Origin of the sequence: Nodularia sp. LEGE 04288 (genome assembly GCF_963896525.1) — a bacterium.
Lineage (GTDB): Bacteria > Cyanobacteriota > Cyanobacteriia > Cyanobacteriales > Nostocaceae > Nodularia.
In genome coordinates this window covers 1-20893 of sequence record NZ_CAWQOY010000127.1, presented here as the reverse complement: position 1 = coordinate 20893, position 20893 = coordinate 1, and the positions used below count along the sequence as shown (strand labels likewise).

The 20893-nt window shown below is 40.2% G+C and carries 18 protein-coding genes; 6 read left to right on the top strand and 12 right to left on the bottom strand.

What is annotated here, in order from left to right; translation table 11 throughout:
• Positions 1–26 precede the first annotated feature (26 nt).
• The 5 genes from AACX33_RS16725 to AACX33_RS16705 form a co-directional block, all read right to left on the bottom strand.
• A complete protein-coding gene (locus AACX33_RS16725) occupies positions 27–1472 on the bottom strand; it encodes an FAD-binding protein (protein ID WP_194002617.1) in 1446 nt (481 codons plus the stop codon).
• A 198-nt stretch (positions 1473–1670) separates the two neighbouring features.
• The gene (locus tag AACX33_RS16720; protein ID WP_227788694.1) at positions 1671–2303 is read right to left on the bottom strand and encodes a hypothetical protein; all 633 of its coding nucleotides are present in this window, start codon (positions 2301–2303) and stop codon (positions 1671–1673) included.
• A gap of 335 nt (positions 2304–2638) precedes the next feature.
• Complete coding sequence (gene hemF, locus AACX33_RS16715; protein WP_194002618.1) at positions 2639–3643, bottom strand: oxygen-dependent coproporphyrinogen oxidase; 1005 nt, start codon at positions 3641–3643, stop codon at positions 2639–2641.
• Between the two features lie 190 nt (positions 3644–3833).
• Positions 3834–4868 (bottom strand): aromatic ring-hydroxylating dioxygenase subunit alpha, encoded by a 1035-nt coding sequence (locus AACX33_RS16710; protein WP_194002620.1) that lies wholly within the window; start codon positions 4866–4868, stop codon positions 3834–3836.
• Between the two features lie 210 nt (positions 4869–5078).
• Positions 5079–6143 (bottom strand): aromatic ring-hydroxylating dioxygenase subunit alpha, encoded by a 1065-nt coding sequence (locus AACX33_RS16705; RefSeq protein WP_194002622.1) that lies wholly within the window; start codon positions 6141–6143, stop codon positions 5079–5081.
• Positions 6144–6599: 456 nt separating this feature from the next.
• Between AACX33_RS16705 and AACX33_RS16700 the strand changes: the two genes are divergently transcribed.
• Positions 6600–6809 (top strand): hypothetical protein, encoded by a 210-nt coding sequence (locus AACX33_RS16700; protein ID WP_194002624.1) that lies wholly within the window; start codon positions 6600–6602, stop codon positions 6807–6809.
• A 563-nt stretch (positions 6810–7372) separates the two neighbouring features.
• On the opposite strand, the gene AACX33_RS16695 is transcribed toward AACX33_RS16700, so the two are convergent.
• A complete protein-coding gene (locus tag AACX33_RS16695) occupies positions 7373–8974 on the bottom strand; it encodes a peptide ligase PGM1-related protein (RefSeq protein WP_194002626.1) in 1602 nt (533 codons plus the stop codon).
• Positions 8975–9486: 512 nt separating this feature from the next.
• On the opposite strand from AACX33_RS16695, the gene AACX33_RS16690 reads away from it, so the two are divergent.
• The gene (locus AACX33_RS16690) at positions 9487–10425 is read left to right on the top strand and encodes a phosphoribulokinase (RefSeq protein ID WP_194002654.1); all 939 of its coding nucleotides are present in this window, start codon (positions 9487–9489) and stop codon (positions 10423–10425) included.
• Positions 10426–10470: 45 nt separating this feature from the next.
• Here the strand turns inward: AACX33_RS16690 and AACX33_RS16685 are convergent, their stop codons facing one another.
• From AACX33_RS16685 to AACX33_RS16665, 5 genes are all read right to left on the bottom strand, one after another.
• Positions 10471–10689, bottom strand: coding sequence for a ParE family toxin-like protein (locus AACX33_RS16685; RefSeq protein ID WP_445253329.1), 219 nt, complete (start codon positions 10687–10689; stop codon positions 10471–10473).
• A 41-nt stretch (positions 10690–10730) separates the two neighbouring features.
• The gene (locus AACX33_RS16680; RefSeq protein WP_194002628.1) at positions 10731–10961 is read right to left on the bottom strand and encodes a hypothetical protein; all 231 of its coding nucleotides are present in this window, start codon (positions 10959–10961) and stop codon (positions 10731–10733) included.
• Between the two features lie 143 nt (positions 10962–11104).
• Positions 11105–11725 (bottom strand): acyl carrier protein, encoded by a 621-nt coding sequence (locus AACX33_RS16675; RefSeq protein ID WP_194002630.1) that lies wholly within the window; start codon positions 11723–11725, stop codon positions 11105–11107.
• Between the two features lie 11 nt (positions 11726–11736).
• Positions 11737–12504, bottom strand: coding sequence for an acyl carrier protein (locus tag AACX33_RS16670; protein ID WP_194002632.1), 768 nt, complete (start codon positions 12502–12504; stop codon positions 11737–11739).
• Positions 12505–12566: 62 nt separating this feature from the next.
• Positions 12567–13529 carry an ROK family protein gene (locus tag AACX33_RS16665; RefSeq protein WP_194002656.1) on the bottom strand — a complete coding sequence of 321 codons (963 nt, stop codon included), beginning with the start codon at positions 13527–13529 and terminating at the stop codon, positions 12567–12569.
• Positions 13530–13631: 102 nt separating this feature from the next.
• Between AACX33_RS16665 and AACX33_RS16660 the strand changes: the two genes are divergently transcribed.
• The gene (locus tag AACX33_RS16660; protein ID WP_194002634.1) at positions 13632–15356 is read left to right on the top strand and encodes an ABC transporter ATP-binding protein; all 1725 of its coding nucleotides are present in this window, start codon (positions 13632–13634) and stop codon (positions 15354–15356) included.
• Between the two features lie 312 nt (positions 15357–15668).
• On the opposite strand, the gene psbA is transcribed toward AACX33_RS16660, so the two are convergent.
• The gene (psbA, locus tag AACX33_RS16655; protein WP_089090755.1) at positions 15669–16751 is read right to left on the bottom strand and encodes a photosystem II q(b) protein; all 1083 of its coding nucleotides are present in this window, start codon (positions 16749–16751) and stop codon (positions 15669–15671) included.
• A 212-nt stretch (positions 16752–16963) separates the two neighbouring features.
• Here psbA and cofG point away from each other — a divergent pair, with 212 nt between their 5' ends.
• From cofG to AACX33_RS16640, 3 genes are all read left to right on the top strand, one after another.
• Positions 16964–17971, top strand: a complete 1008-nt coding sequence (gene cofG, locus AACX33_RS16650; protein WP_194000754.1) for a 7,8-didemethyl-8-hydroxy-5-deazariboflavin synthase subunit CofG — start codon at positions 16964–16966, stop codon at positions 17969–17971.
• A 164-nt stretch (positions 17972–18135) separates the two neighbouring features.
• Positions 18136–19464 carry an ATP-binding protein gene (locus AACX33_RS16645; RefSeq protein ID WP_194000756.1) on the top strand — a complete coding sequence of 443 codons (1329 nt, stop codon included), beginning with the start codon at positions 18136–18138 and terminating at the stop codon, positions 19462–19464.
• Positions 19465–19517: 53 nt separating this feature from the next.
• Positions 19518–20893: tetratricopeptide repeat protein (locus AACX33_RS16640; RefSeq protein ID WP_227788693.1), on the top strand; the 1376-nt coding region annotated here is incomplete at its 3' end.

Sequence of the window (20893 nt, the reverse complement as noted above, 5' to 3'; positions counted from 1 at the left end):
AATTCCTTGTATAGCGGTTTAAAATATTAAATTCCTGTCCCCCTCCTCGCTTGCGGGGAGGGGCTAGGGGTGGGGTTCCTATTCGCCCCTGTCTCCACAAGCTGTTCATACTTAAAGAAACCAGGATTCAGAATCCCACAAGGGTCATACTTGCGTTTCATGTCATTGACAGTAGACCAGTAATTCCCGAATTGCGATCGCCATCTTGGCAAATCAAAATCCGCCCAAGTCGCCATATATCTTTTTCCGCCCATTTGCAAACCCAAATCAGTGAGTAAATTTAACTGCTCTAACACAACTTGAACCTGAGCTTTCGGAATAGTCGGATACATTCCCAACCCGATAATTAACTCATCATCAGGTAAAGGAAACATTGGCATTTTATGCTTACAAGAATTGAGACAAAACGAACCTACAGGTACGGTGCGAAAATCAACAAACCCAGGTAAACGCTGGATAGCAATATCAATAAATTCCTTTGCCCTAGAAGCTGGTAAAAGTACATCTATCCAAGTATTAGCAGTATTTACAGGATGAGGAACTTGACCTAATGGTTGAATGAACTTCTCAAAGGTCAAGTCTTCCGTGTGGATATGACGATAAAAATTTAAACTACCAAGCAATTCTGCCTCATTTATCTCATGTACAGAATCAACTTCTATCGTAATTTGCATCCTGTAGAACCATTGAATTAAAGGTTTCATCTGATTTTCTTTCCTGCTTATTCCTTGTAAACAGGGTGAAAATAAAGATACCAAACCATCAATCCGACCTTCTGAAACCAGACGACGTGCATCATGTAAAAGCTGATCTAAATCGTCATAGCAAAGAAAATAACTGCGAGTGTAAGGGCGATATTTTCTTAAACGATTTTTTACTTTAGTGATGATACCAAACTGACCATAACCACACAGAACATGATAAAAAAGTTCGCTATTTTCTTCTGGTGTACACCAAACAATCTCACCAGTACCAGTAACAACTTCCAAACCCAAACAATTATCAGCTTGAGAACCGTAACGAAAAGAACTCAAACCTAAACCACCAGCCGAGAGAGTTCCCCCCAAAGTGACTTCAAAGTTATTAGTCAGGACAGGTGGAATCACACCATCAGGTATAGCAATATCAACAACTTGCTTCCAAGTCACACCAGGATCAGCTTGAAACCAAAGTTCATTGGGTTTAAATTCATCAATTTGATTCAGATTCCTCATATCTAAGAGGATTCCGCCTTGATTCAAAGATTGACCACTTAAAGAATGTCCCGCAGCCCGTGAAGAAATTGTTAAACCTTGTTTAGCAGCATATTTAATTGCAGCAGCAATATCACTCGAATTTTGCGGACGAATCACAACTTGAGGCTGTTTTTTAACAATGTTTCCAAAATCCTGAGAAACTGCTTCTAACTCTGATTTCTTATTACTAACTTCCCCAGAAATAATCTGTTTTAAATCAGCGAGAACGTTGTTCATTTTGTTATTCTAATTAAGATTTTAATCTAACCACAGAGACGCAGAGGACACAGAGGAATAAAGAATAGGCATTTGAAAATCGTGAGTGAAAAAGTGCGACAATCCCAATCTGGTAAAAATACATAATACCAATGAGAAAACCTCTTATACCCTCTTCCCTTGGCGTTCTTTGCGTCTTGGCGGTTCGTTTCTCCAAAATTAATTTAAAAAACGTATTTTCAGCATCCTAAAGCCAACCTTAAACAAATTTGGAATTAATCCGATAAAAGCAATAACACGAGATATTAATTGAGAAAAACTATTTTGAGTATCTGTCGTATCTACTAGCAAGTTATTTGTATTCCTTTCATACTTAAATACACAGACACAATCACCTTCAGCTTGTTTACTCAAAATTGCTGCCTTTATTCCCGGAAAAGCCCTTCTAGTAGCTTCTTGTTCCATCTCGCAGAACACACGACAAGGACTATCAAAACCGTATTCTTTGGCGATAGATAAAACTGGGCAAACTCTTTGAATTTCTAATGCTGCATCTGTATCATTTTGAGAAACATCTACGACATCCATGACAAAGCCCATCAGTCCCAATAAAGGTGCAGCTTGGGTGAAACCTTTGGCTAGGGTATTGTGATCGATGAAAGTACCCATCAACGCCTTTTGTTGTTCAGGATATTTTTCCATCATCTGTTCAAAAGCAGCTGCGTCTCCTTTTTCTGCTACCAGATTTTTATATTTTTGAAATCTCTTTCTGAACAAATTTATGGCTTTAGATTCATCTAACTTGATGATATCTTCCATGCGGAGATTACCTGTAGCTAGTTCCTTTTCCATGCTCATTTTTCTATGCTTATACCCTGATACTGCTGGTAAAGATTCACTTACATACTTGAATACAAACAAAGGCCAAGTATCAAAACTAGGACATATTTACAAGCATTAAGACAGGATAATGCAATGTCTATTTCTAGCTCGCTCGTAATATATTTCTGTTGTCTGGGTTGGTTAAGAATGAAGTTTTTTGTCATTACCTGTAGTGGCTGCGTGTGGGTTTGGGAGCGATTATTAAATAAACTTTTGGCTAATGATTGTCTGATGTTGACTGATTTAGGTTTTCTCATTACAGCGTCGCCTTTATTCAAGTTTCTATCAGTTGCAATCAAAAAAATCTATAGCCACTCACGAGGATTTTTTAGGACTTCTTTCAACATAGCCTCTTGGCTACCGTGGATAGGTTGATCGTCATATTCCCAGCTAGCAGCAGGAGGCATACAATTAAACACACTTTGCTGCTTCACCATACCGCTAGCTAAACCAAAACGAATTCCGCGATCGCACGATAAAATAAACTCCACATAGCGCCCACGCACCAGATGTTGCCAATACTTATTTGCTTCTGTAAAAGGCATATTTTTACGCCTTTCCAAAATAGGCATATAAGCAGGGAGAAAAGCTGTAGCACAATTAGTTACTAATGGCAACAATATTTCATGATTTTCGTGATTTAAATTGTCAAAGAAAATTCCCCCTATACCGCGATGTTCGCCGCGATGTGGGATGTGGAAATATTCATCACAGGCATTTTTAAAGCGGGGATAATAAGCAGAACCATACTGATCACAAACATCTTTATGCACCTGATGAAAATGAACTGCATCTTCCTCAAAAAGATATGCCGGTGTTAAATCAGCGCCGCCGCCAAACCACCAATACACAGGCTGATTAGCATTACGAATCTCGAAATAGCGATAGTTGACATGAGCCGTAGGAGCCATCGGGTTATGAGGATGAATAACAAAGCTAGAACCTGTAGCGAAAAAGCGGTTCCCTTTGCTAGTAATCATTTTATCTGCTGCATTTGTCGCGAGAGCGCCTGAGTTCTCAAAGGTTATTCCCGGAGGTAACTCACCATCTATGGCTACATAATTAACTCCTACCTTTTCCAAGACATTACCATTGTGCAGAACCCGGTCAATATATATAGCGTCTTCACTACTTTCACCAACCGTCCAAATTCCCTTATGGTCACGATTCCAGGACTGTTCAGAAAACTTTTTACCATCTAACAGTTCCAGCGCTTGGCAAGTATTATCAAACATCTGTCTGAAATACTTGTCGATTACTCCACGCATTTTTGAGTGTTGTGTAACTGATCTTTCGAGAATATCGGTCATACTTATCTCCCCACTATTGATGAAGTACGTCTATATATGTGTAACTATTTGCCCAAAATCATGAGTGCTATACAAGTGAAACCAAGATTAATTTTTCGATTTCACAACCGTAAGCTTGCACCCAAAACAAATTCTTCTGATCTGTGGTTATCTGTGGTTCTAATTTCTTCCCGGCGCTCACACCAAAGCATTACTTCACATCAAGCGGTTGCTTTATTTTCTCCTGATTGGATGCCAAAAAATCAGCCTGAGACTTTTGCAGAAACTGGCGAAAAGTAATATCTAAAGCATCCGCCGCCACATGAAGTTCCTCTGATATTTGCGGCATTGATTGAGACTGTAAAGTTGAAACTACTACGGTGTCTTCTTGGGCTAACTTATGGTCAATTTTTCGGAAGAAGCCATCTAACCAAGGTAGGGGTAAAATATTGCGATATAAAACGCGTTTAACACGAGTTCTATTTTCATCAATGGGCAGGTGAGCAACTAAAATGCCAAACTTAATATCAAATCTGCTCCCTCGACCGACACTAATTTCTGCGAGCGTAACATTAGGTAGATATAAAGTCAATTTGGTTTTCAATTCTGGTCGTCCACCCAGTAAAAAGTTCAAGAAACTTTTCGAGTTACCTAAAGATTCATAGTTAACATTAGCAACTGCACCCCAATCATATTTATCAACTTGATATTTAATAGTTGTATTGATGGGGATTCTCTGACCAAATGATTTTTTATGAACTGCAATCACATGGGTAAAATCAAGATTAGCTTCCATGAGACGAGCATAGTTAGCATTATCTATACCATCATCGTACACAGGACGCATAGTCGCGACCATGTATTCTGGAAAAGTCGGTAAAGGAGGACGTTCAGCATCTGGTAAGTCTCCATAAAACAGCCAGACAAAACCATATTTTTCCTTAACTGAGTAGTGATTAACACGAGCTTTTTTAGGAATAGGCGTTTCAGTCCCATTAGAAGGAATTTCCACACATTCACCATCAGCTTGAAATTTCCATCCATGATAAGGACAACGAAGACAATCTTTTTCAATCCAACCAAGAGACAAAGCCGCACCGCGATGAGGACATTTATCATCTAAAGCTACTATTTGTCCTTGAGAGTTGCGATAAAGCACAAATCTTTGATTGAACATCAAAACTTGCTTTGGCTTATTGGTAATTGCCGAACTAAATTCACAAGCATACCAAAAGTCCTTCAACATATTTGTCTCCTATTCTTTTTAGATATCTTGTCTTAGTGGTTTTATATCAACTTACACTAGCCAAATTCACTTCAACACAATACACAATATATGGTAAGCAGAATTTAACATAGTTTTCACATTCATCCAGAGCAAATTCACTGGCGATTCGCTGCACTATAGGTAAAGTTATTTCAGTCAATACAACCAGCGCTGCAATATACTGTAATTCTAATTTCTGAATGCGGTGTCAAAATGTTGTATTTGATTTTTTTGAAAGTTATCTGATGCGATTTTATTAGCCTTTAAGCCCCAGCCCATAGCTAAATATTTCTGACGAAGTTGGCGATAATTAAGGGTAAAAGCATCAGCATTTACATGAACTTCTGTTGATAAACTCTCAGGTATAACTTTGGGATATTGTGACTCGCTAACAGTAATATCTTCGCCATGAATCTTAGTATAGTATTTTAAAAATATCCCATCTAACCAAGAGTAGCGTAGGAAACTGCGGAAATGGATTCGCTTACTTATCGTTGTGTTTTCATCAACAGGAAGATGAATAGCAAAGTTGACAATTTTGATGCTATTAGAACTAGTTTCCAGTTTAGTAATATTGGGCAAGTAGAAGGTGCATTTTAAGTTGATGTCTGTGCTTTTTTCTCTAAAAAATAGCTTGAATAAACCTTTTGGTTTAGTGTAATTTTTGTATTTACTTTTAGCACTAATACCCCAGGATTCATCTTGAATATCATACATTTCAAACCTGGAATCCTCAGCGAATCCCGCTCCAAAAGAATTAGCATGAACTATCGGTGAATGGGATACATCTAGAGCATTTTCTATAACTCTAGTATAGTGAGTATTTACTGAAAAATCTAAAAAAGAACGATGTAAATTCGGATCGTCAAACTCTGGTAACGCAGGAATTGGTGGACGTTCTGATTCTGGCAAATCTCCATAAAATAGCCAGATGAAACCATATTTTTCTTGTACTGGATAGCTGTTTACATTAGCTTTCTTCGGAATAGGTACACCAATATCATTAGAAGGAATTTGCACACATTTTCCATCAGCTTGAAATTTCCATCCATGATAAGGACAACGAATACAGTTGTCTTCTAGCCAGCCCATAGATAATGCTGCACCGCGATGAGAACACTGGTCTTTCAATACAACTACTTGTCCTTGCGAATTACGATAGAGGACAAACTTTTGATTTAACATCGCAATTTGCTGCGGATTTTTAGTAACAGCAGAACTAAATTCACAAGCGTACCAGAAGTTTTTTAGCATCCCTAATTTCCTAAACCTTGAATTAAAGTGGTTTTTTATACTAAATTGCGGTTGAAGAAGACTGAGTTTCTAAAGCTATTGCAAAATCTAACTGAACTTTTGGCTTGTAGTGAGTGCTTTAGCGCTCAAAGATTTTTTCGAGTATTTTCTGTGCTTGGTTTTACAACAATCATTTGGTTTTGTTTTGATTAAAAGTATTGATTGCAGGGTAAATTAGCCAAATTCAGGAAAATTTAGCGGCTGTTGCGATTCTGATATGTGTTTTCTCAATCTGACACTTTCTGGCTTCTATTGCCTTTGTTGTGTGTCACCCCTTGGAGAGAGTTACTTCTCTTTCTTTGGGTATAGGTGATACTATACCAATGCATTGGTGCATTAGTCAACTAATGAATAATTTTCCCCGATGAACCATTACACCAATAAACTAGTGAATAAGTTTATTAGCTGGAGTATAGTGTGGCACAAGGAGAAGCTTCGATTCGGGTTTACCTACCCCCTGACATCAAAGACAGGTTTAAAACAATTTGCTTTTTTAAAGGATTGAATATGTCTGACGTTTCTGCTGAACTTATTGAAGATTGGTTAGCTAAAAATGACATGGAACTGCCAAATTCCCAGAAAACCTCATCAGCGCCCACAGGTAAAAAGAGTGATAAGTCAGCATGATTTAAGAAAGTTGATTAAAAAACCTGCACCTCTAATTGTTATGGTGCTTGGGCTGTGTAGTTTTACTGGGGTTGGAGGTCGTCAAAGCAAATCTGTATGATATGCTAAAAATTTCTGAAATTTTTTGAGTCATTTGTAGCTAATGGGGTCACAACTATGGTTGAAAACCCTATCTAGCCACAGTTGCACATATTAAAGTTATGCAAGTTATGCAAAAAAGTCCGGCCTGTTTTTTGTCCCCAGACCGAACTTATCGGAAATCCCAAAGTTTGGGTATCGAGTATTCAGGGACTTCCAAGGAATAAAATCCCCAATTAATTTGTAGTTTAGGACATTAGTCCGTAACCCACGATAAACTTAAGGATAATGGTGGGTTAGCGCAGCGTAACCCACCCTACAATTTTTGGGTAATTTATTTTTTGGTGTTCCCTTAGTTAAATTCTTCCCCCATTCCCCAGTCTCTAGTACAGGTGGGCGCAAATAGCCAACCGTTTTAAATCAATGAAAAGCTGATTATTTTATAGGCTTTTTGACTTTTGACTTTTTTCCGCCTTGCGGCGGTACTAGCTATATCCATCCCAAGCCATCGGGAAAGTGTAATCTGAGAACAAGGGAAAATCTGTGTTTTCTCTGCGGGTTTCTTCGTCCAGGACTTTTATTACTTTGTGATAAATGTCTTCTGCTTGTTGTGGGGAGTCGCCAATGCTGGTTAATCCCAACTTGCCAAACTGGGAAAGACAACCCATGAGATGAAAAACTGTGCCGGTTTCTGTACCGCTATCAAAGTGCAGTCGGTGATGGGCAATAATATCCATCAAATCGTTCGGTAACAATCCCCGATAGCGGTCTTTTTGCAGGTTGTCGGTGGCTATATAGTATTTGGGTCGTCCTTGCTGACTGTAAAATAACCCGGTTGAAAGGTCGTAGCGTCCATTTGTTAACAATTTCAGGGTCATGAACGGATGCGTAGTCCCACCTTTACGCAAGTTAATTTCAATCGCCTGAATGTCCCACTGGCCATTTCCTTGGTCTACGGTGATAAAGTCTACGCCAAATCTTTCAACTGCACCTTTTTCTGAGAGTTTTCTCCCAATTTGCAAACCGCATTGCTGTAATTGCAGCCGATAGCGGGAATCAGCCGGAAATCTACAACCAAGATAAATTTGTCCGTCTGGTCCGCCGAGTATTTGGTCATGGGTGGAGACAATTTCGACTTCACCTGTGGGTGTGATGCGTCCTTGCACACTTGGCGATCGCTTAATTTCTCCTTCGACAAATGCTTCGGCGATCGCACCTAATTCTGTAATTCGGTTGGCAAAATTTCCCCAAGTCTCGTGTGTGGATTGAAAGCGCATGGTGGAGAAGCGATCGCTAATTGCTGCTACTGTTTGGCTATGAGAAACTTTCCCCGGTGCGAGATTCATGATTGGTCTCAAATCTAGAAGTGCATTTCCTTCTCCTGAAATACCTTCATTGAGTTTCACGACTATTCTTTGTAATGTCGGTTGGCGTTCCCATAATTTACCCGCAACTTCTGCCAAATCTTGCTGATTAAGCACCTTTTCGCTGCCATCTGGAAGAGGAACGCCACTTTCGGCAAAGATTTGGCGACTACCACTTTTTGTCCCCCAAATCTGTAAATTTGGTGCAACAGCATACAATGGCACATTTAATTGTAGAGATAATTCAGCTTCTAAAAATGTGGAATTGTAGCAAGTCATAAATGATTTTTCTAGTCTCAAGGCTTGGCGAATTCGCTCTAGTAGCCGAGGACGTTCTAAAATCTTGGCAGTTAGAGGTCTGAGGGACGAATCATAAGTTGAAAGTAGCAGCAAGCGATTACGCGCATGGGAAAAGGGAATTCCCGGTAACAATTGCAAATAGTAATCAATCACACTCGGATGTAAAGGCATTGATGTGACGTAAATCAACCGAGTCCGGGGGTTTCGCAAGCGCATTAAAGAGAATAATAGTCTTTCTTCATAATGCTCACAACCTTCGATTTTATGCAGTTCATGCTGGTCGATGCTGAGGGAGGGAATAATTAAAATATCCGCCTCACCATAGTCAAATAGCTCAATGGTCGGCCAGCGATCGCATAAAGTTAACTGAAGATGGCGAAACTTATCAACTTTGTCTAACTCTGAAATATTCAGCATCTCCATAATCCCTTCCCTGTATTGAACCCCAATACTGCTTTACTACTCTGGTATATACCAAAGCCAGTCAGATACAGCTAATATGCAACACTTCTTTGACTGCTATGAGCCTGTGCTGAGTCAAGAAGTAAAAATACACAACAGTAAAAAAAGATATTTTTGTCAGATATTGCCTGTATTCTGAAAACCATACAAACAACTATAGCAATCCCAATTGAATCGTCAGAAAACACGTAGATTTAACACCAGGACTAAAAGTCAAATTTTATTCATCTTTGTTCATTAGAAAGGGCTGTGGATGGATATATTTGTCATATTTGACGATATTTAGCACTTATTTAAATGCAATATAGATTTTCTCGATTTTTTGTAAATAAATAGACATAAATAAATTGTATGTATAGAGATGTTGCGTAACTAGTTTTGCTTGAGTTAGTTGGTCAATTCCCTCTTAAAATAAAAAACATTATCTAGAAAAGTTTATCACTGTACTTATTGTTCATATCGGGAGGGGAATGATGGGTCGTCCAATAATTTTGGGAATTGTCGGTGATAGCGCCGCAGGGAAAACAACACTGACTAGGGGAATTGCTCAGGTACTAGGGCCAGAAAATGTGACGCTCATCTGTACCGATGATTATCACAGTTATGATCGTCAACAACGTGCAGAAATTGGGATCACTGCCCTTCACCCTGATTGTAATCATTTAGATATCATGCAGCAGCACCTATCGCTGTTACGCACAGGACAGCCGATTCTCAAACCCGTTTATAGCCACAAAACAGGTATGTTTGAGGCTCCACAATATATTAAGCCGAATAAATTCGTCATAATTGAAGGTTTACTTGGTTATTCTACCCGTGCAGCCCGTGAGTCCTACGATGTGAAAGTTTACCTTGCACCTCCTGAAAAACTACGCGCTGAGTGGAAAGTAAAGCGGGATACTCAAAAACGGGGCTATACTGAAGAACAAGTATTGGCAGAACTAGAAAAGCGTGAACCAGACTCAGCAAATTATATTCGTCCCCAACGTCAATGGTCGGATATAGTGGTGAGTTTTTATCCCGGTAATGAAGAAGACGAGGACAATCAGGGAGATTTAAATGTGCGGTTGGTGCTGCGGCCAACCATCCCTCATCCTGATTTTACACCAATTCTGAATTTAACTAACGGTAGTTCTGAGTCAGCGATTCGCCTGGGATTAGACAGGGATATGAGTAAACCTGTGGATGTGTTGGAAGTTGATGGTCATGCGACTTTGGAACAGGTGAATAAGTTAGAGCATATATTATGTTCGGATATGCCTTATTTATTAAATGTATGCGATCGCGAAAGTAATCCAGAATTGGGTAAAATTGCGGGTACAACTGGAGAAACACTGCAAAGTTATCCTTTAGCGCTGACTCAGTTGATTATTACCTACCATATGCTCAAAGCAACGCAAATGTATCAATAAATAAGGAGTTGGGAGTAGCTGTAGTTCAATTAATTGAAAGACGATTTACGAGAAAAACCGCTCATAATCATCATGGCTACCAATCCAAAACCATGTAACAGTATCACCTTCTAGCAGCCCAAGTGCGCGATAACCCCTCGTCACTCTTACAGACCAAATACCCTCTTGGCTATTGATGCACTTGAAATGCAAAGAAGGGTGAAATGGATTTTCTGCCCATAACCGATAATTTTTCCTAGCACTTTGTCTGATATTATCGCTCAAATGGCGATATTCAGACCAAAAAGAGGGCAGTACTGCCGATTTTATAGTTGCTCATAATCCAAAGCCTTAGCCTGTCCCTCAGCGATTTCTTGTTTAGCGCGTTGTGCAGCTGCTACCAGTTTTTGTTGCGTTTTCTGGAAAGATTCGCTCCATTGAATTTCATCTTGCATATCATTAATGTAATCTCGAAGATGGTCTGCAACTTGGTTCTGTACCTCAATCGGTAAAGACTCCATCATTTTCACTACTGTAGTGATAGGTGCTGAAGACATAGTGTAATGCTCTTATATGAAATTCTATTTTTAAAGTTAACATCAATTATGTGTAAAATGAAGGAATTTTAATTGCGATCGCTCATCCTCTTTACGGTTAACTATTCATCATTTTGACGCAAAGCAGGGTGAATCTTCTCGTATCAAACATATTTATTAGACAAATTCTGGTGAATATATTCCAAAAGTTCTCCAACAGTGCTTAGTCGGTCAGCATCCTCATCAGGTATTTCAATATCAAATTTCTCTTCAATTTCCATTATAAGTTCACAAAAATACAAATCCTCAGCATTCCCCTCCCCACTCCATGACCATTTAAAGTTCTTTATGGGAGTAATTAAAGTCACCTTATCTAATTCAAGCCTAAACGCTTCACTAATCATGGGTTTAACTTTGAGAAACAGATCAGAGATGCTGATTCGTGATAATTCTGCTAATTTAGCTTTCTCAATTCGTGCTATCTCTGATTGTTTAGCTTGTTCTATTTTTGGTAATTGTAAACGCTTGTATGCTGTTGCTTTTTCAGCCGCTATACGCTTTTTCAAAACTTCTATCCAAGAGTTAACAACGTCACGGATAAAAGTAAATTCAACCTTATAACCACTCTGACTATAAATTTTTGTAGTTATATTCCATATTGTATTATCATGGTGGGATAGTAGATGATTTAAACCTTCCTCTGTAACTGGTATACTCTTATCTAAATGTTCATTAATAACTTTTTTCAGAATATTTAGCTCATATTCTTGATGATTTTTGTTCATAAAAATCTCAGTTAGCTAAGATTTTTCTCAGAAATTCTTTGGTGAATATAGTCCAAGAGTTCTCCAACACAAGAACTCCAAGGATGAGAAAATACTGGCTTACTATAAGATGAGAAATTCCAAATATTCCCAGGACTATAATGATAAGGTATTTCAATATCAAGTTCTTCTTCTAGTGCCTTTGCAAGTTCACAAGTATCATACTCATCTGCACCTAAATCATTAGATATGTGACTACTTAAAGTCACTCTATCCGACTCAACGCATAACTGATCAACTATTATCTTTCTCACCTTTTCAAAAAGTTCAGTTTTTTTCTTATCGCTAGCAGACACTTCTAATTGTCTAGTTAACTCCAAGTGGCGTTCAGCCTCAATTCGTGTCTGTTCTGCTTGTCTTTTAGCCTGAATTATTGGTTGTTTTGCTTGCCATCCAGCCTTAATCCGGGCTTGTTCTGCTTGTCGTTCAGCTTGAATCCGGGCTTGTTCTACTTGTCGTTCAGCCTGAAGTCGTGCTTGTTCTGCGCGTTTAGCTTTTTCAGCCGCTATACGCTCCTTTAAAACTTCAATCCAGGAGTTAAGAACATCACGGGTAAAATAAAACTCAAGCTTGTATCCACTCTGACTATAAATTTTTGTAGTTATATTCCAAACCATATCATCATGGTGGGACAGTAGATGATTTAAACCTTCATCTGTAAGTGGTATAACCTGATCTAAATGATCAGTAATTACTTTTCTCAGGATATGTATCTCATAGTCTTGATTATTTATAGTCATTAAAACCTCGGTAAAAAAAAGTTTATTATACCCCCATGAATGATTTTAATATTAATTACGAATTATAAAACCGATTCAGCCAAAGCCACAGCACCCCAAAGCGGCGCATCATCACCCAAAGCCGCCGGGACAACTTTAAAATCAACTTCCGGTAAAGCCGTTTCCCGTGACACCTTTCGCACCACATTCCACCAATTATTCCCAGCCTTAATTACACTCCCACCCAAAATAAACAACTGGGGATTAATTAAATTCGCCACATTACCAATACCCACACCCAAAGCCCAAGCACCCTTAAATAAAACATCCCGCGCTAACTCATCACCTTGCGCCGCAGCATCACTCACCACCTTTCCCGTAATCAAATCCAAATTATCACTCACCAACCCCCTCAAAATCTCTCCTCCGCGTCCTCTGCGCCTCTGTGGTTCGTTTTCCAAAAATTCCCTAACATTCCTCGCCATATAAGGCCCCGAAGCCAACCTTTCCACACATCCCCGCTTCCCACACAAACACATAGGCCCCGCAGGATCGACAACCATGTGTCCAATTTCACCAGCCATTCCGCCCACACCCCGCCAAGGCTGGCCATTGAGTATCCAACCACCACCGACACCAGTACTAATAGTGATATAAAACAAGCTATCGTGTCCCTCACCAGCACCAAAGCGATATTCACCCAAAGCCGCCACATTAGCGTCATTGTCCACAATCACAGGAACGCTAAACTCATTCTCTAGCAACTCTTTGAGGGGAATATTTTCCCAACCAGCCACATGATGAGACAGTCGCACAGTCCCAGTGTCAGCATCTACTGGCCCCCCAAAACTGACACCAATCGCATCAGGTTTTTCTTCTTGGATTAAAGAATTAATCAGCGATCGCATGATGTCCAAGTCAGTGCTAGCATTGGCATGATCTGGCGAAAGGCGACGTTCATAGCTTAACCATTCCCTAGAACCAGAATTTACCGCTGCTGCGGCCAGTTTCGTTCCACCAAAATCCAGCGCTAAAATTAACGTCATCATTTCCTCCAAACATTCCCAAGAAAAACAGATAAATATCCTGAAACTAGTCAAAAGCTGATAGCGTCAAACAATAGAAAATATCTTTGTGGAAGTTACAGCTTGAAAACCCCGTCTAATTACTGGCAATTATCACCCTATCTCCGACCCCATTGGCAAAACATCACCAAGGGATTTATTGGAATTATCGGTTATGTCCTGGCGACTTTAACCCTAATTAATCTCGCGGGTAGATTGGCAACTCCCTTTAGTGAAGGTAATGTAGTAGCGATCGCGCAATTAGCCGGAATCCTGGTTTTAGTATTTCTCGTGCGGGGCTTTTTTCAGTCTGTGCAAGATATGTACATGGCTAAAGTGGCTTTAAGGGTGGCTTTTGACCTCCGCAAGCGGGTTTACTCCCATTTGCAAAAACTGGATCTCAGTTATTTTGAAACAGCAAAAGCCGGTGATTTATCTTACCGCCTCACCGAAGATATTGACCGAGTTGGGGAAGTTGTGAATAAAGTATTTCACGACTTTATCCCCTGCATTTTGCAATTGCTAGCTATACCCATCTACATGATTTACCTGAATTGGCAATTGACACTAGCTACAGTGGTGATTGCGCCAATCATGGGTATTTTAATTGGCTGGTTTGGGGAAAGGTTACGGAAGTATTCCCTCAAAAGTCAAAATCGTGTTTCTGGGTTATCGGCAATTCTCACCGAAGTATTTAGTGGTATCCGTTTAGTACAAGCCTTCGCTGCTGAAAACTATGAAATCGCTCGATTTAGCAATGAAGCTGAACAGAGTTTTAAAGCCAAATACTCTGCCGAACGCCTAAAAGCAATTCAAATACCGATAGTGGGCTTTCTAGAAGCTTTAAGTGCAGTATCTTTAGTAATAGTGGGAACATGGCAAATTTCCCAAAATAACTTAACGGTGGAAGCGTTTTTTAGTTACTTAACTGCGGCAGCATTGTTAATTGATCCTATTGGTCATACTACTAATAATTACAACGAGTTTAAACAAGGCGAGGCATCGGTTGACCGCGTTTTTGAATTGATGGCTATTCAACCAATCGTATTAGAAAAGCCGAATGCGATCGCCTTACCACCAGTTAAAGGTAAAGTAGAATATCGTCATGTTTCCTTTGCCTACAAACCCGGTGAACCTGTATTAAAAGATATCAGTTTATTGGCATTACCAGGAGAAGCGATCGCCTTAGTTGGTGCTTCCGGTGCTGGTAAAACCACCTTTATGAATTTACTTCCCCGCTTTTATGATCCAGAAGCCGGTGAAATTTTGATTGACGGTGTAGATATTCGCGATGTGAAACTTCAGAGTTTGCGGCGACAAATTGGGATTGTTCCCCAAGAAACCGTGATGTTTTCCGGGACAATAGCCCAAAATATTGCCTTTGGACAAAATTCCTTTGACATGGAAGCAGTTGCAGAAGCCGCTAAAATTGCCAACGCCCACCAATTTATTACTCAGTTACCAGAAGGTTACTATACCTGGGTGGGAGAGAGAGGAATCAATTTATCTGGTGGACAACGCCAAAGAATTGCGATCGCCCGTGCGGTATTTCTCAACCCGCAAATCCTGATATTAGACGAAGCCACATCCGCCTTAGATTCCGAATCAGAAGCCTTAGTACAAGAAGCCTTAGAAAGACTAATGCAGAATCGGACAGTATTTATTATTGCTCACCGTTTAAGCACAGTCCGAAGATGCGATCGCATATTAGTTCTCGAACGGGGACAAATTGTAGAATCAGGAACCCACGAAGAACTGCTAAAACTTGAGCAACGCTACGCGCGATTTTACGCTCAACAATTTAGTTAGGAATGGGGAATAGGAAGCAATACAGTTCAGTTAAGAATTTCTTCCTTCTCTTTCTTTACTTTGCGTCCTTGGCGTTCTTCTCCCAAAGGGAGAGGCTAGCGCCAAGGCGGTTCGTTAAAAAAAAGAGTCTTAGTTCTAACTTAAATACGTTCAGTTAAGGACGGGACTTACCCAAAATTAAGAAAAAACGAACCACAAAGGGCGCAAAGGACACGAAGGAATAAGAGTCTGAAAGAGTTTTTGCGTAAGTCCTAATAATAAAAAACGCCCCCCATTTCTGAGAGGCGATTTTTATTCAGCTAAACTTAATGATTAACCGTTGATTGCAGGTGCAGTCAAAGCAACAGGAGCAACATCAGCAGCAGCCAAGTCTAGGGGGAAGTTGTGAGCGTTACGCTCGTGCATTACTTCCATACCTAAGTTAGCGCGGTTGATTACGTCAGCCCAGGTAGCGATAACCCGACCTTGAGAATCAATTACTGATTGGTTGAAGTTGAAACCGTTCAAGTTGAAAGCCATTGTGCTGATACCCAAAGCGGTAAACCAGATACCGATTACAGGCCAAGCAGCTAGGAAGAAGTGAAGTGAACGGCTGTTGTTGAAGGAAGCGTATTGGAAGATTAACCGACCGAAGTAGCCGTGGGCTGCAACGATGTTGTAGGTTTCTTCTTCTTGTCCGAACTTGTAACCGTAGTTTTGTGATTCGGTTTCGGTTGTTTCACGTACCAAGGAGGAAGTTACCAAGGAACCGTGCATTGCGGAGAACAAAGAACCACCGAAGACACCAGCTACTCCCAACATATGGAAGGGGTGCATCAAGATGTTGTGTTCTGCTTGGAACACAATCATGAAGTTGAAGGTTCCGGAGATACCCAAAGGCATACCGTCGGAGAATGAACCTTGTCCGATGGGGTAGATCAAGAATACTGCTGTAGCAGAAGCCAAAGGCGCAGAGTAAGCTACACAGATCCAAGGACGCATACCCAAGCGGTAAGATAGTTCCCACTGACGACCTAAGTAGCAAGCGCAACCGATCAAGAAGTGGAAAATTACCAATTGGTAAGGACCGCCGTTGTACAACCACTCATCTAAGGAAGCTGCTTCCCAGATTGGGTAGAAGTGCAAGCCGATCGCGTTAGAAGAAGGAACAACTGCACCGGAGATGATGTTGTTTCCGTAAATCAAGGAACCAGCTACGGGTTCGCGGATACCGTCAATGTCTACGGGAGGTGCTGCAACGAAAGCGATGATGAAGCAAGTTGTAGCAGCTAGTAGGGTTGGGATCATTAGGACACCAAACCAACCGATGTAAATGCGGTTATCGGTGCTGGTGATCCATTCGCAGAAGCGATCCCATACGTTAGCGCTTTGGCGCTGTTGTAAGGTAGTAGTCATGTTTTTATAATTGCGGTTGTTTTTATGAATCAGGTAGGTCTTTCTACCTGTTGTTCACATACTAAACCATTTATTTAGATTTGTAAAGCTTTTTAACAAATATATTTACAATCACCCTGTGCAAACCTCCAAAACCCGATGCTGCAAGCAAAACCATATATTTGATGCAGTAGGGAATCTGAGCAAATCAACATCTATATATATAGTGTCTTATGCCAAATTTTCATTCTTCCACAGTTACCTATAGCCCGGCTTATACCATCGTTCCGACTTACGAGTGCTTCAATCGTTGTACATACTGCAACTTTCGCACCGCACCAGGTCAAAGTCCCTGGATGACTTTATCAGCAGCAGAAATAATTTTGCTACAACTTCAAAGCCAGCAAGTCTGTGAAATCCTCATCCTCAGTGGTGAAGTGCATCCTCATTCACCCCAGCGTCAGCAGTGGTTTCAGAGGATTTATGATTTGTGTGAGTTAGCTTTGGGAATGGGATTTTTACCACACACTAATGCCGGAATACTAAGTTTTGCGGAGATGCAAAAGCTAAAGAATGTCAATGTTTCGATGGGTTTGATGCTGGAACAGTTAACCCCAACATTGTTACAGACTGTGCATCGACACGCGCCAAGTAAATTACCAGAAATTAGATTGCAACAATTAGCATGGGCGGGAGAGTTGCAGATTCCCTTTACCACGGGTTTACTTTTAGGAATTGGGGAAACTGAAGATGATTGCTGGGAAACTTTAGCGGCGATATCTGATTTACATCAGCGTTACCATCACATTCAAGAAGTCATCTTGCAACCCCACAGCCCAGGAAATCAGCAAAGCTTTGATGCAGCAGCTTTTGACCCTCATCAATTACCAGAAGTAATTGCCAAAGCACGTCAGATTTTACCGCCAGATATTACAATTCAAATTCCGCCGAATTTAGTTGCAGATGAACGATGGTTACTGGCTTGTATCGAAGCTGGCGCGAGAGATTTAGGCGGAATTAGCCCCAAAGATGAAGTGAATCCTGATTATCCTCATATTCAGGAACAAGTTTTGAGAGAAATTTTACAACCTGCGGGGTGGGAGTTAGTGCCACGTTTGCCTATTTATCCACAGTTTGATAATTGGATGACAGGTGATTTAAAAATGGCTGTGAAACACTGGCGAACTCACATTAGGGATTACCCAAAAATAAATTCCCCAAAAATTGGACGACGATTGTAGGGTGGGTTAGCGACAGCGTAACCCACCACCATCCATGAAATCTATTGCGTGTTACAGACTACCCCGTAGGCAAAGTTTACCCCTGTAGCGCCAGACTTGAGTTTGAGCGCACCTATATCCGTATATTTGAGTTAATATGACGCTACAGTGCTAAATTCCAACTTATGACCCAAGATTTTGCCATATTAAAACGGATATATAACTCCTTTGACCCATTTCGACCCTTACCTGCTGGAGATCCAGCTTATGTCGATTGTTCAGAAGTGCGGGGAGATGGTGACATCTTGGTAGAAGTGGGAAGAGAGATTTTATTATCCGACAGAATGACCTCTCAACTTTATGCAGGTCATCGCGGTGCTGGTAAATCAACAGAATTGTTGCGTCTTCAGAAATATTTAGATGAAAACGGTTGCTTTGTTGTCTATTTTGCTGCTGATGAAGAAGATATTGATCCAGAAGATGCCCAATATACAGATATTCTTTTAGCTTGTACGCGTCATTTATTGAGGGCGTTAAAAGATAACGCTTCTCCAGACAGTTTATTGAACTGGTTAAACGACCGTTGGCAAGATTTAAAGGATTTAGCACTGACTGAGGTATCACTAGATAGCTTAAGTATAGAGGCGCAAATTTCCCAATTTGCCAAAATTACCGCCAATTTGAAAACCGAACCTAGCCAACGCCAAAAAATTCGCGAAAAAGTTAACCCTCATACAATCACTTTGATTAAGGCGTTGAATCAGTTTATTAGAGATGCTAAAAAAAACTTACCTCCAGGTTATTCTCAACTGGTATTAATTGCTGACAATCTAGATCGGATTGTGCCTATACCTCAAGAAGGTGGACGCAGCAATCATGAGCAAATTTTTATAGACCGCAGTGGACAACTCCAAGAATTAGATTGCCATCTGATTTATACAGTGCCAATTTCTTTACTTTATTCTAACCACGCGACTAATGTAGCCGATATCTATGGAAAAACTCAGGTATTACCGATGATTATGGTGCAAACTCCTGAAAATCAAAAATATGACCGGGGAATTAATAAAGTTACCGAATTGTTACAAAAACGTCTGAGTTTGATAGACCCTAATCTATCTATTGTTGATATATTTGAGGAACGTCAGGCATTAGAGGCAATATGCTTGATGAGTGGGGGTCATGTGCGAAATTTATTATTATTAATGAAGGAAGCGATGAAATACACTAACAAACTGCCTATCCCTACCAAAGCCGTAAAACGTTCAATTAGCGAGTTAAGAAATACGTATAGTAATACTGTTTTTGCTAATGAATGGGAAGCACTAGCAACAGTGCATCATTCTAAAGAGAAACAAAACGATCAATTATATCGGGGTTTATTATTTAATCGCTGTATTTTGGAATATAGATATATTGATAAGAATGAAGAAAGTCGAGTTTGGTATGATATTCATCCCCTTCTTAAAGGAGTTAAAGAATTTAAAGATGCTTTTAATAAATTATATCCGTAATAAAACCAGTTTGGGCATTACCCATTAACAGTTAGCATTTATTGGTGAAGTTTATGACACTAGAACTGACTGATTGGGATAACAACTTACCATCAGAAGGCGATGAAGAATATCAAGCCTTAGTCCGCGCTCTGAAATTTACAGAAGGCTTTGGCTTATTCTTTGCTCGTTGTTCTCCGGCAGAAGGTGAACAGATAATTACCAAAATCAAAGCAGATATTGCCAATAAACATATCCAGGTATTGAGGCTGACGGAATCAGTTAATAATTTATATGAAATAATTGAGAAATTAGATAGTAAAGAACAAATTAAAATTTTATTTATTACAGGCTTAGAGCATTCTTTGATTAAATACGAAGAATGCAAAAGTTTCATGGGATGGAATAGTAGGGATATTTATTCATATAGTTGGAAGGGTGTACCACCTGTTTTAATTAACCTTAACCAACAACGAGAACGGTTTAGGGATAATTTTAAGATTTGTTTTGTATTCTTGCTGCCTCAGTTTGCTATTAAATATTTTATTCAACGCGCTCCCGATTTCTTTGACTGGCGTTCTGGTTTATTTGAATTTCCTATAGATCCAGAAATTTTAGAGCAAGAATCATTACGTCATTCTTTGGCAGAGGATTATGAAAAACTACTTCAGCTAACTCCAGAACAAAGAAATCAACAAATTCTAGAAATTCAAGGGCTAATTGCAGAAGAACATCAAACACCTGAGCGTCAATACGATTTACTTATTAAGTTGGGAAGGTTACAGTCTGCTGGACAAGATTATCAACCAGCACTTGCATCTTATGACAAAGCCCTGGAAATTCAACCTGATTACCACAAAGCTTGGCACTTGAGGGGGAATGCGCTATTTAATTTAGAACGCTATGAAGAGGCGATCGCATCTTATGACAAAGCCCTGGAATTTCAACCTGATTACCACTACGCTTGGGACAACAGAGGGGTTGCGCTGGGGAATTTAGGACGCAATGAGGAAGCGATCGCATCTTTTGACAAAGCCCTGGAATTTCAACCTGATGACCACCAAGCTTGGTTCAACCGGGGGGTTGCGCTGGGGAAATTAGGACGCTATGAGGAAGCGCTCGCATCTTATGACAAAGCCCTGGAATTTCAACCTGATTACCACCAAGCTTGGTTCAACCGGGGGGTTGCGCTCAGGAAATTAGGATGCAATGAAAAAGCGCTCGCATCTTATGACAAAGCCCTGGAATTTCAACCTGATTACCACTACGCTTGGGACAACCGGGGGAATGCGCTATTTAATTTAGAACGCTATGAAGAGGCGATCGCATCTTATGACAAAGCCCTGGAATTTCAACCTGATTACCACTACGCTTGGGACAACCGGGGGAATGCGCTATTTAATTTAGGACGCAATGAGGAAGCGCTCGCATCTTATGACAAAGCCCTGGA